10 protein-coding genes are annotated in these 12,899 nt (G+C 48.3%); 1 reads left to right on the top strand and 9 read right to left on the bottom strand.

Going from position 1 to position 12,899, the window contains the following annotated elements; translation table 11 throughout:
- Positions 1 to 6: 6 nt before the first annotated feature.
- The 8 genes from K6T22_RS06545 to K6T22_RS06510 all read right to left on the bottom strand — a co-directional run bounded on the left by K6T22_RS06545 (position 7) and on the right by K6T22_RS06510 (position 9,154).
- A complete protein-coding gene (locus K6T22_RS06545; RefSeq protein WP_238239553.1) occupies positions 7 to 2,382 on the bottom strand; it encodes a glycoside hydrolase family 31 protein in 2,376 nt (791 codons plus the stop codon).
- Between the two features lie 152 nt (positions 2,383 to 2,534).
- Positions 2,535 to 4,058, bottom strand: a complete 1,524-nt coding sequence (locus K6T22_RS06540) for a cardiolipin synthase (protein WP_238239551.1) — start codon at positions 4,056 to 4,058, stop codon at positions 2,535 to 2,537.
- Between the two features lie 111 nt (positions 4,059 to 4,169).
- Entirely contained in the window at positions 4,170 to 5,291 is a 1,122-nt protein-coding gene (locus tag K6T22_RS06535; protein WP_238240047.1) for a GTP-binding protein, read from the bottom strand.
- A 133-nt stretch (positions 5,292 to 5,424) separates the two neighbouring features.
- Complete coding sequence (locus K6T22_RS06530; protein WP_238239549.1) at positions 5,425 to 6,306, bottom strand: alpha/beta fold hydrolase; 882 nt, start codon at positions 6,304 to 6,306, stop codon at positions 5,425 to 5,427.
- 19 nt (positions 6,307 to 6,325) lie between these two features.
- Positions 6,326 to 6,772, bottom strand: a complete 447-nt coding sequence (locus K6T22_RS06525; RefSeq protein WP_238239547.1) for a DinB family protein — start codon at positions 6,770 to 6,772, stop codon at positions 6,326 to 6,328.
- The gene (locus K6T22_RS06520) at positions 6,765 to 7,283 is read right to left on the bottom strand and encodes a GrpB family protein (RefSeq protein ID WP_238239546.1); all 519 of its coding nucleotides are present in this window, start codon (positions 7,281 to 7,283) and stop codon (positions 6,765 to 6,767) included. The genes K6T22_RS06525 and K6T22_RS06520 overlap by 8 nt, the downstream gene beginning before the upstream one ends.
- A gap of 106 nt (positions 7,284 to 7,389) precedes the next feature.
- Positions 7,390 to 8,121, bottom strand: a complete 732-nt coding sequence (locus tag K6T22_RS06515; protein WP_238239545.1) for an acetoacetate decarboxylase — start codon at positions 8,119 to 8,121, stop codon at positions 7,390 to 7,392.
- Positions 8,122 to 8,134: 13 nt separating this feature from the next.
- Positions 8,135 to 9,154 (bottom strand): ketopantoate reductase family protein, encoded by a 1,020-nt coding sequence (locus tag K6T22_RS06510; RefSeq protein WP_238239543.1) that lies wholly within the window; start codon positions 9,152 to 9,154, stop codon positions 8,135 to 8,137.
- Positions 9,155 to 9,255: 101 nt separating this feature from the next.
- Here K6T22_RS06510 and K6T22_RS06505 point away from each other — a divergent pair, with 101 nt between their 5' ends.
- Positions 9,256 to 10,137, top strand: coding sequence for a LysR family transcriptional regulator (locus tag K6T22_RS06505; RefSeq protein WP_238239541.1), 882 nt, complete (start codon positions 9,256 to 9,258; stop codon positions 10,135 to 10,137).
- A gap of 38 nt (positions 10,138 to 10,175) precedes the next feature.
- Here the strand turns inward: K6T22_RS06505 and K6T22_RS06500 are convergent, their stop codons facing one another.
- Complete coding sequence (locus K6T22_RS06500) at positions 10,176 to 12,890, bottom strand: bifunctional 2',3'-cyclic-nucleotide 2'-phosphodiesterase/3'-nucleotidase (protein ID WP_238239539.1); 2,715 nt, start codon at positions 12,888 to 12,890, stop codon at positions 10,176 to 10,178.
- Between the last annotated feature and the right edge of the window lie 9 nt (positions 12,891 to 12,899).

Below are 12,899 nucleotides of genomic sequence, written 5' to 3'. Positions count from 1 at the left end.
AATCATTTAAGACAACATCAACTCAAGCAGGCAGTCGACGAGATCCTTCTCCAGTTCAAGTGCTTGCAACTGGTGCATCATGTTGACCGGGTCGAGCTTTTGTGACAAGAGACGGTACAAACGGTCCTTCAGGTCATAGCTGATTTCCGCTTGATCGAGGAACGTATACAACCGGTCCATCTTGTTCTCGTTCGTCGACATCTCGACTTGAAGTGACAACGTGATCGTATCCGTCACTTCACCCAGTTCAACGCGAAGGGACTGTGTCGCATGATCATAGTGGCCGGTTACACTCTCCCCGTCGCGTTGCACGTATCCTTCACGGACTCCACGTAAGATCAATGTGATCGAACGGCTCTCCGGCAATAAATCACGATGCCCGGTCGGTGCTGCAATCGTCAGCTCACGTGCCCCCCAGTCGAGCGCAAACGTCGTCTCGACGTTGACACCGTCGCGGTGCGCAACACCTGAACTGTCGTCTTCAAACAAGGTAAACCGGTTCGATGCGCCTGGGAAGACGACGACTTCGAGCTCTTTTGGATTATGCAGGGCATTCGACTGTTCAAGATGACGACCGAGTGGAACGATTGCGCCGGCTTTTGCGAGTACGCCTTGGTCTTCGAGATAGCGGAACAAGCGTATTTGCTTGCCGCCACGGTACCGATGCCCATTGAAGAAATCGAACCATTCGCCTTCCGGTAACCAAGCTGTCGTAGATGTCATGTGCAATTTCCGATGCATCGGTGTGACCATCGGCGCGACGATCAGTTCCGTTCCGAAGTAAAACTGATTCGGAACGTTGTAGGCTTGATCGTCTTCCGGGTGCTCATAATACATCGGTGAGACGAGTGGTAACCCGTCAAAGTGATTGCGGGCATTCATCGTATAGATGTATGGCACGAGCTGGTGACGGAGTTGCAAGTATTTCTTCATAACGTTCGCTGCATCAGTCGAATAACGCCATGGTTCTTTTCCGTTGAAGATGCTCATCGTACTGTGGAGGCGCATGATTGGACTGAAGACACCGTACTGGAGCCAACGTGTCGATAACTCATCATCTTTTTCCCCGCGCTGGTGACCGCCGATATCATGGCTCCACCACCCGTAGCCGATGTTTGACGCTGTTGCCGTGAAATACGGCTGGAATTGAAGCGATGCCCACGAGATGATCGTATCGCCCGAGAAACCGACCGGATAGCGGTGACTTCCGGGTCCTGCGTAACGGGAGAAGATCAACGGTCGATTGCCGTCGCGCGCGATATCAAGCGCGTGATAGTGATTGAGCATCCAAAGCGGATCGAGTCCCTTCATCTTCGAGTTCGCGCCCTGTTGCCAGTCGATCCACCAGAAGTCGACTCCATCCGCTTCGTGCGGATGATGCAGCTTCGTGAAATAGTTCTCGATGAACGTTCGGTCTGAGAAATCAAACGGGATCCGGACATCTGATTCAGGATCGACGCCCATTGCGACCGCCATTGCTTCATATGCTTCCTCAAAGCCACGGACACCGTCGGCTGGGTGCAAATTAAGCGTGACCATCCGGTCGTCGTCTTTCAACCATTGTAAGAAGCCGCGTGGATCTGGGAACAAATCACGGTTCCACGTGTAACCCGTCCAGCCGCTCCCGTATCGTTCCGGGATGTCGGTGACGTGCCAATCCATGTCGATGACACTGACCGAGAATGGAATGTCCTCCGTTTTGAAGCGTGTCATCAAGTCCTTGTACTCTTTCTCACTATAACGCCAGTAGCGACTCCACCAGTTGCCAAGTACCTGACGCGGTAACATCGGCGTCGGACCTGTCAGGTGGTAGAAGTCACGCAATGCCTGTTTATAGTCGTGACCGTATCCGAAATAGTAGATGTCATGCGTACCGGAGCGACGCGGCTCGACGAAGTGATCTTCCGTCAGGACGAAGGCGTTCGAGTCGTCGATCGCTGCGTAGCCTTGGCGTGAGAGAATCCCTTCTTCGAGCGGGATGACACCGTCTGCATGATCGAGTGTCCGCGCCGTTCCTTTTAACGTCCGAAGTGGTCCACCGAACGTATAGCGGCTGTAATAGGTACTGAAGTTCCCTAGTACATCGATATAGAGTGTGTTCGCAGCGAACGGTCCCTTCGTATAATGCAGATGGACATGCTCGGTGATGATTTGCAATTCTTCCTCGTTTTCGACGATGCGGTAAGCAGGTACCGGGAAATCACGATTGAAGACCGTTTGGGTCGGTCGATCCTCGAACTGTCCATCCGCCGCGTATTCGAGTCGAATCATCCGACTCGTCAATACCGTGAAACGGTAGACATCTCCTTGGATAATAGCGTCTGGTCGTGCTTGTGGTTTCATGTCGCGCGTGTAGAAATGGGATTCATCAATTGTTCGCATACGGGTTCGGGACTTGCGCCCCTTTCACTTCCTTCCAGGCTAAGTAGTGTGCAACCGATTACACATCTAGTGTATAAGAGTTCATGTTCCCACTTCAAGGAAGAATCAACCCAAAAATGTCCCGCATCAAAAAATAGATGCGGGACATTTGGTCATAATAATGGTGAAATCAAACGTGAGAGTGACTCGAAAATTCGGAAGCGGAGTGGTCGTTTGACGTAATCATTCGATGATAACTGAATCGAAACATCAAAATCAGCGATGAAGTCGCGCTCGAGCTGCTCGGTGCTTTCCGTGTCATATAAAAATGCCATCAGTTCATAGTTGAGGACAAAGCTACGAATGTCCATGTTCGCCGTTCCGACGGCACCGATTTTCCCGTCGACGAGGAACAGTTTCGCATGAATGAAGTGACGGTTATACGTATAAATCTTGACGCCATCCTTCAGAAGTGGTCCGAAGTAGGACCGAGTCCCGTAATAAGACGTAAAGCTATCGCCTTTACCTGGTGTCAGGATCCGAACGTCGAGTCCGGCACGGGCTGCGAGTCGAAGCAAAGTCATCGTCTCGTTGTCTGGAATCAAATACGGTGTTGCGATCCAGATTGAACGCTGCGCCGAGATGATGGCAGCAATCAATGCATTTCGAATCGCAGGGTCCTTTGAGGTCGGTCCGCTCGTGACAATTTGAATCGCCCCGTCTGTCGCGACGTCGTGTTTCGGGAAATACTGACGAATCGTCTCATCACCAGCAAACGTTTCCCACGTATCTTCCGATTCGATTTGAGCATAGATCCAGTCGTCAAGGAACGTCGCTTGCAACTCTTTGACGGCACGCCCTTCAAGACGTAAATGCGTATCGCGCCAAAAGCCAAACTTCTTACTCTTGCCGTCGTACTCATCTCCGACGTTCAATCCACCCGTAAAGCCGACCTTCCCATCGACGACAACGATCTTCCGGTGATTCCGGAAGTTTGCTGTGAAGATGAACAACGGACTCGAAATTGGATCGTAAGCTGCGATGTGTGCTCCAGCGTCTCGAAGTGGGCGCAGGAAGTTCTCACCGAGCATATAGCTCCCGAGTCCGTCATACATGAAGCGCACCGTCACGCCCGCTTCTAGTCGCTCGATCAATGCTTCCCGGATCGCCTTGCCCGTCTCATCATTACGATAGATGTAATACTGGATGTGGACGTGATGCTGTGCTTGACGAATCGCGTCAAGAATCGCCGGGAACGTCTCTTCTCCATTCGTCAGAATCTCACTTGATGTATGAACGTCCACACCGCCACCACCGAAGTTACGAATCGTGTTCGCAAGCTTCAAATGATTCGGTGGCAACTCACTGACAGCAAGCGACCGGACTGGACGGATCGCTTGTTTGAGCAATTTCCGTTCATCGTGTGAACGACGATTCCGGCGACGTCGTCGCGGGTTACGACCAAACATCAACCAGATGATAACACCGAGAATCGGTAAAAAAATCAGGACGAGAAACCAAGCAATCGTTGATTCTGCTGTCCGGTTTTCGATAAAAATGATCATGATGACGGCAAGTGGCACGACCGTCGCTGAAATCGTTAAAACATAAAATAAATAGCCGAGTTGATATAGTCCCCAAATGATACCACCGGCGACTAAAAATACGAGTGCGAATTGTAAAATCCGGTTGCGCACAGATTTTCCTCCTTCAATTAACATACCTTCACTAGTATTCTTTCCCCATTCACTATGAAAATATAACAAAAAAGAGAAACCGCAGATACGGTTTCTCTAAAGATTGACCTCTTATGAAAAGTTTTCTTCGTACATCTCACGACCGGGAATCGGATCGTTCAGAGATGCCCAGTCTGTTTCCTCTGCTTGGACGAGACACGTATCAAACAACGCTTCGAGTTTCGCTTGTTCTAGCCCAATACCAATCAAGACGAGCTCTGTCCGTCGATCCTCGTCTGATGCAAAGCGACCAGCATATTCCATGTTCGACGCATATCCTGCTTGATGGAACAAGAGTGCCATCTCGGGACGAGTTGCGAGGAACAAGAAGCCTTTCGCCCGGACGACTTCTTGCGGCCAGTCTTCGATCAAAGCAAGCAAACGCTCAGGGTGAAATGGGATGTCCCGCTTGTAGACGAATGAACTGATTCCGTATTCTTCTGTTTCCGGTATATGTTCTTCGGCATTTAACTCACGAATCCAACCGGCACTTGCTGCTGCTTGTTCGAAATCAAATAGATCGACGTCGAGAATGTCTGCTGGATCAACTTGACCATACGTCGTCTCGATCAATCGAGCTACTGGGTTCAATGCCTTTAAGTAGCCGATGACGGTATGGCGTTCTTCTGGTGTCAGGCGATCGACTTTATTTAAGACGATGATGTCCGCAAACTCGACTTGATCGACGAGTAGATCGACGACTTCACGGACGTCCGTCTCATCGACTGCCTGTTTCCGTTCAATCAATGATTCGCCAGATTCGAAGTCCTTCAAGAAACGGTACCCATCGATGACCGTAACCATCGCATTGATTTTCGTGACCTGTGATAAGTCAATCGCACTGTCCGGATCTTCATACGTAAAGGTCTGAGCGACCGGAATCGGTTCCGAGATGCCACTCGACTCAATAACGATACCATCGATATCGCCTTGGTCAACGAGGCGTTTGACTTCAAGTAACAGATCATCACGTAACGTGCAGCAGATGCAGCCGTTCGAAAGTGTGACGAACGATTCTTCTGTCCGCGAGAAACCACCCTGTTCAATTAGTGCTGCGTCGATGTTGACTTCACTCATGTCATTGACGATGATCGCAAGGCGTCGCCCTTCGCGATTATGTAGCAAATGGTTCAATAATGTCGTTTTACCGGATCCAAGATATCCAGATAAAACGGTGATCGATATCGGTTGCATCATCATTCATCTCCTAAAACGTAATCATTACGCTTTATAGATTAACCGACTTTTCTATTGACGTCAATCGGAATCATTTCGATTTATTTTTCATAAAAGAAAAAAGCCGACGCTTGTCGACTTTCTCCATCACTCATTTTTGAATCGGTAAATTCCATGTCGTACCAATCAAATCCGTAATTCGCATTGCTGCCTCGTGGGAAAAACCAGCAATCGTATAATGATTCGTGTCCGCAATCACATGATACATTCCGTTCGGTAAATGGTCTGCAAACGCGGCATGAGCCGTATTGATTTGTTCGGTCAATGCCGGATTCAACCAACTTTCTGGCATACCACCTGCCCAGTCTGAGGCAGACAGAACGAGAACTGGCTGTGTCACCTGTTCGATTAATAAAAGGATTTTTTGATTGTTTTCCTCGACCGTCTGCCATTCGTCAAGCGTTCCACGCCAGTGTCCGGGCGCTGCAAAATGCCGCCACATCGGTAGTTGATCGGCTTCTGGTAAGACACTGAACATCTTTTTACCAATTTGATCAGGAATCATCCAAGCAATCGGTCGGATATGACTAAGGAAATAGAGAAAACGATTCCACTCCTCTTGCGTTCGTTCATACCAGTTCGGTAATGCCGCATCGACATCTGGATGCGATGGATCGAGTAAGACGATACCACGAGTCTCGTCCGCAAACAGTTGACCACTCGCGAGCGAGATATAGGCACCAAGCGAGTGACCGATGAAAACGTATGGTCCTTCGACACGAAGGATCCGTAAGACGTCCGCGAGCTCATCCGCTTGATGTGAAAAAAGACGTTTATTTTTCCCGCGACTCGAGCGACCATAACCAAGACGCGAGTATTCAAAGACCCGTCCCCGTTTTAATAATTCAGTTCGTAACCAACCCCATTGATGCCGATTCGACATCATCCCGTGATCGAGGACGAATGTAACGTCCCCGCTTCCTGTTAACCGGGTATCAAATCGACCGGCTGGTGTTTCAACGATATATTCCACGCTATCTCCCTACTTCCATTCATTCAAATAACGATATCTTCAATTCGTATCCGAGGATGTTCAAATAATCAAATAGCTGTGATCGATGATGATAGAGATGGACTGCAGCTTCAATCGCCCATCCATTCATCGAGTCGTCAACACCCCAGTACGTCGGACGCGTCATAAATCCAGTCGTTAGTTTTTCTTGATAGATACGAAACGCCCGATCGATGCGGTCACAGAGCTGATCGCGCGTGACCTGCTCTGCGTAAAATGTCTCCATTGTTTCCGCATTCGCTCCGGCTGCAATCAATAAATCGGCTTCGAGCAACACAGCAAGATGAACCGCCACTTCCCCAACGGTCCGTTTACCAGGAATTGGCCGTGCGTCCCAATCCTTCGCCTCAATCTTCTTAAATAAGACTTTCGACGTTTTGACACCCACTCCGACATGGCGAATGAGCGCACGTTCCCAGTCAGTCATACGCGTTCCCCCAAGCGATTGCACGATGTTCGAGTTCCTTGACGAATGCATCCTTTCCGGCGATATAAGCTTCGATATCATACGGATATGTTGCAGCCAACTGCTCTTTTAATGTCCCATAAGCATTAGCTTCTTCTGGATGCGCACGCAAGTAGTCTCGGAAAACGAGATGCCGCTCGATTTCTGGATTTCCTACCGCATACAGATGAATATGATGCGTCCGTTCGTCTCCGCCTTTTCGGAAATAGCGTCGTCCGGGCATCCCGAACTCACCCTTCGCTTCGTAACCGAGTGCTTCCATTGATTCGTTAAACTGCTCGATTTCATCAAGAGAATTAACGACAGGTAAGATATCGATGATCGGTTTTGCTGCGAGTCCTGGAACAGAGGTACTTCCCATATGATGAATGCGATGTAGACGTGCCCCAAACACGTCTTGTAATCGTTTTGCTTCTCGTGCGTATTCACTTTCCCATTCTGATTGATATGGTAACACAATGACTTGTCGCATGTACGTCCCTCCTCTCGTCTCAGTATGCCAGTTTTTAGGGTAAAACAAAACGACCTTCCGCTTTGGAGGTCGTTTTATTAAACGTGATGTTAGCAATTCGTTAATCCTATAGATAATCGTGCAGTTTCGCAGGTCCACCAAGTCGAAGATCAGCGATGATATGCTGGGCATCGACGATCTTTCGAACTGGGAAGTCAGCAAGTGGCGCCATGACATGTTCAAACAACTGAAGGCGTGCTGGTCCACGGTATGCTTCTTTCACCTCAAGATCCGTAATCTGACTGCGTGTCAGTTCAGAAATGATCAACTCACCTTGATAGCCGCGGTGTTGCTTGAGCATGAACTGTGGCGCACCAACAATCGACTGTGCTTCTTCGATTGCCATCGGAACATATTTGTATCCCATCGTCGCTTGAGCGACACGGAGTGAATGATAGTCAAGTGTACCAACGAGGACATCATTATCGAGATACAATCGGGGAGAACCATACTTTTTCGGAAAAGCAGCTACTTCACGACCAGATGCGATCGCCGGCTGATTGTTGACGTACATCGAGAGGTAAAACTCGCCGATTTCTCCTTGATAACGTACCGGAATGACTTGTCCGCACTCGAGATAACTACCCAGTCCTGTACTATCGGGCATATTGATGATTTCAAACTTGATCTGATTGCTCAGTACTTCAAGCGGTTCCGGAACGACTGCTTGTAACGCTTCGATATCCGTCTCATAGATGATGTTCATGTATTCCCGGTTACGAAAGAAGATATCGACTGCCGGAAAGACCGGAGCATTGATTGGCGTCGCAACAACATGTTTTACATCTTCCTGTCTCATCTGAGTTCCTCCTTTAATCGTTCAGTAAAGTAGCAAAGCGTGCGACACTTGTTTCAAAATCAGGAACCATCTTCGCAGCTTGCGCTTCTTCGACGATTTCTTGAATGAGTGAGTTGAACGGTGTTGCGATATCGTACGTGTTACCGTACATCGTGACGATCCCATTGATGTAACGAATCTCGGTCGGTTGCCCTTTTTGTAAGTCCTGCAACATGCTCGCTTCTAAGTCTCGCGATCCGTGCATCAATTGTGGCACGGTGATCAATTTTTCATCGATATCATCCAGTGTCGCGTAGGTTGCCGGCTCAAACGTACTCATCGGAGCGAACGTGATGCCATGGGCGTGACCAACTTGAACGACTTCCTGCATCGTATGAAGCGCTGCCCGTAATAAGATGGGATGATCGAGCACGTCGCCATACGTCCCATTACACGCAGCAGATAACCCACTGAACGTACTATTGATGACGAGTTTTGACCATTTCGTTCCCGAGAGATTATCGGAAATTTCCGTACCACCGATGTGATCGAGGATACCTTTCAAGTGAACGATTCGGTCTGTTGTCTTCCCATCTAGCTCACCGATTTGCATCGCATACGTCTTAAAGTGTTCGTAGTTCGACGTCAAGCGTGACTCGCCTGGTCCAACGTACGTTGCTCCGAACTCGACCGATCCCGCGATGATACGTTCGCTTGGAATCTGTTGTTGAATGAACTCTTCCGGCACACCGTTTTGCAAGGAGACGAGGATCCCGTCTTCCTTCAAGATTGTCCGCACTTTTGCCAGAACCGGTTCATTGTAGACCTGCTTCGTCAGCAATAACACGATATCGTACATATCCGTGATGTCATCCGGATGAATCGCATGAACGGATTGCGTTAGATCCGGTCCAATGACGTGTGCGCCTTTCGTATTCAATGCCTCGATATGTGCGCGATTCGTATCGATCAGATCGACACCCGCACTTTGTTGACTCAAATAAGCTCCCATAATGGTTCCAAGTGACCCTGCTCCGTAAATTCCGATTTTCATTTCTATCACCTCTGGTATTTACGATATACTGGTTTTATCATAAACAGAAATATATATAATTGTATATTTTGATAACCTGTAGGTTATGTCAGGAGGATATCATGGAACTCTTACATTTGAATTACTTTCGTCACGTCGCGGAAGAATTGAACGTGACACGTGCTGCCGAACGATTATTCATCAGCCAACCTGCCCTCAGTGCAACAATCAAGAAACTCGAGCGGGAATTGAACACGACATTATTTCATCGAAAAGGCAGAACGATCAGTTTGACTGATAATGGTCGACTGTTACTACAGTCGGTCGAAAAAATCGAACACGAACTGACACGTGTTCAGGAACGAATGGCACGGAATGATGCATCAACGGAAACACCACTCAGTCTTGCTAGTTCGCACGGTCGCTTCATCCAATTGATTCTACGGGAGTTTCTTCTCCCGCAAACGGCTCCCTTATTCAACTCGGACATCCTCTCGAACCGTGAAATCCTGACCGGTCTGCTCCGTCAAGAATTCCATTTCTCGATCAGCTTCATGGAACTCAAACATCCGCTCATTACGAGTGAACCTATTGTTGAAGAGGATATCGTCATCACTTATCCAGCTTCCTATTCAGAGAAAGAAGCAATCCAGGCGCTATATGCAGATGCAACCGAGACTGCCTTTTTATTCCCCTCCCACAATAAGGACTACAACCGCTTCATCCAATTGAAGATGGCGGAACTGAACATCTATGCCAATACCACGCATTACATCGATGACGTCTCACTTCAGCTCGCCTTACGCCAGCAACGGTATTTCAGCTTCGTTCCTGTTTCCGTCTGTCGCGAGATGGAGCTTCCCTTCATTACGGACGATGTATTTACCGTTACGTCGCGACTCTATATGTCGCATGCGACGGATCAATTGACGGTAGAGCAAGCAACTATGTATGAACGTGTCAAACGATTCCTGCTCTCACAAGGCACGTTTTTATCCAAATAAAAACGGATGCCTGCATATGCAGACACCCATTTTTCATATTACTTCGTGATGAAGTAGCGTGATTGATCGAGATGATCCTTCGCTGTATAGATGTTGAGTTTGTACGAACCGTTCGTCAATGCTTGACGCATCTTCAAGACGTAGTTCCCGTGCTGATCCGCTACGTCTTGTGCGATCAATTGGTAACCAGACGCTGTTTTTTGGTAAAGGCGGACGATTTGACGTTTTTCGACTTTACCAGTCAACGTCTTTTTACCTGACCATTTTTTAACCGGATACGTGTTCTTGATCGTGAACGACGCTTTTTTCGTGATCTTGTTCGAGATGTCTGTCGACTTGACTGTGTACGTGCCCGTCGTTAGACCCTTCTTGACCGCAATCTTGAAGCCACTTGCTGTCGTTTTTGCTTTTGCAATCTTCGTTGATCCTTTGTAGAGCGTGACGTCAAGACCTTCCGTTGCTTTACCACGAAGGACCGTTGATCCGTAGACTGCTGACTTTTTATCAATTGCTGGTGTTGCAACGACACCAGTTCCGACAGTGACGCTTGTTTCTGTTTTCATGAAGCTAAGTTCTGAGACAACCGTCAACTTGTCACGCAATTTGAGCGGACGTGTTGCGACTTCGTATTGACCCGCTTCGTTTGCAGTTGCCGTACCGAGGACTTTATCACCGAGTTTAACCGTGACTTTTGCGCCCGGAACGGCTTGACCTGTGACGACTTTTGCACCTGGTTTGACTGCTTTTGCCGAGACTGTGAAGTCTTTCATCGGCACGTTCATGTTGAATGTAAGGAACGTACCCGTTTCACCTGGACGCGTTTCACCTGTGTTCGTGATACCTTCGTACCGTTTGACGTACGGTGCCGCTGCAACCGCTGAATCAAAACTGACCGTCATCGGCTTACTTGCAACGAGTGACCAGTTGTCATCGGCTTTATAATCAACTGGTTGTTTTGCTTTAATGAAGTCTGAGATGACGTTACGTGTTTCGTATGCTGATTTGTAGACGATATTCTTACCGCCGCCAAGACCTGGGAACGTCGCACTACCTGCACGATAGTTGTTCGTCGCGACGAGGAATTCTTGATCATCTGCGATCGCTTTCCCTTGATACTTGATATTTTGGACACGGCTTGCATCCTTATTGACAACAACACCGTTATAGTCGAACTTCGCTGGTTTCGTAATATCGATTTCATATGTCAATCCATCGAGAATATCGAAGTTGTAGCTACGGAATTCTTTATTCAATAAGTTCGTCTGCTCACCGTCGACTTGGTTGAACTGACCCGCTGACATTTCGAGCCAGTCTTTGACGTCTGCACCGGTTACTTTGACGACTTCCAGTGTATTCGGGTACACGTACAGATCGGCAACATTCTTAAGTGCGATCGGTCCTTTTTTGATTAATGTGTAATCTGATGCGTTGACTTGGTTACGACCACCTGTCTTAAATGGTGCACCTGCTGACAACAATGGAAGATCTTTATATTTCGCAAGATCCGCATTTTCCTTGAGTTGTTTCTCGACATACCATTTTTGAGCGTTCGTGACGAACTGAACTGAATCATCATCTTGTGCGAGGGCGAAGAAGCTCTGGATATCGTCGTTGATCGTCCCGACTTCTTGACGAATGTAAGCGAGTGTTCCTTCATGCGCTTTTTCGATCAACTTAACGGCGCCTGCATCTGCTGTCGTGTCTTTCGTGACGTCTGCTAGTTTTGCACCTGACGTATCAACCACCCATTTGCCGTCAACTTGCTTCAACTGAAGGTCGATGACACCGACGTTTTTCCCTTGCGTGTTCGCCATGACGACCGGTTTGCCATTGATTAGACCATTTGCCGCATCAACGTTCGGTAGTTTGTTGAAAGCAGAATCGGCTGCTGGGAATTTCCCGTGCTGATGACCTGTCATCAAGACATCGATGTCTGCGACTTTCGTCAACGCGTAGCCGACATTCTCATCGCCATCTTTTTGATCCGTCGTATCCCCGATACCTGTGTGTGCGAGTGCAACGACGACGTCTGCGCCAGCATCTTTTAATTTTTTCGCTGTTGCTTTAGCAGTCGGGATGATATCTTCAGCCGTGACTTTCCCCGTCAGGTTCCCCGCATCCCATGCCATGATTTGTGGCGTGACGACTCCGAACACACCCACCTTGACTGTTTTCATGTCACCGTTCTGGTCCTTGACTTGACGTTCGATGATTTGATAGTCTTTTCCATCTTTGTTGTAGTCCGCGACGATCGGCTTTTTCGTGACTGCATCCAATACGTTCGAGTTGACGAACTTGATTGAACCGCTCGAAGCACTCATCGCTGACTTGAGGAAATCAAGACCGAAGTTGAATTCATGGTTTCCGAGCGTGACCGCATCATAACCGAGGTATTCCATCAATTCGTACATCGGATGTTTGCCTTTGTTTCCTTTGTCGTACTGGTTCTTCACGTAATCACCGAATGGCGTTCCTTGAAGTGTATCTCCGTTATCGAACAAGAAACTGTTCGTTGCGCCCACTTCCGTTTGTTGTTGTTTGATGACCGTAGCGGCTTTGACGAGACCGATTGTTTCGTCCTGCGCATCCTTGAAGTAATCGTAGTTCATTGAGTTCGTATGTAAATCCGTTGTTTCTAAGAAGCGTAACTTGACGACACTGTTGTCGGCAGCAAGTGTCTTGACTTGAACGACTGGTACGAGCATCGGTGCGATCAACGTCGACGCGATGACAAGTTTGGTAGCTTTTTTCATATGGATTTT

The organism is Exiguobacterium acetylicum (genome assembly GCF_022170825.1).
Taxonomy (GTDB): Bacteria; Bacillota; Bacilli; order Exiguobacteriales; family Exiguobacteriaceae; genus Exiguobacterium_A; species Exiguobacterium_A acetylicum_B.
Note: the sequence above shows the minus strand (reverse complement) of the source record. Positions and strands in the feature narration are given on the sequence as shown.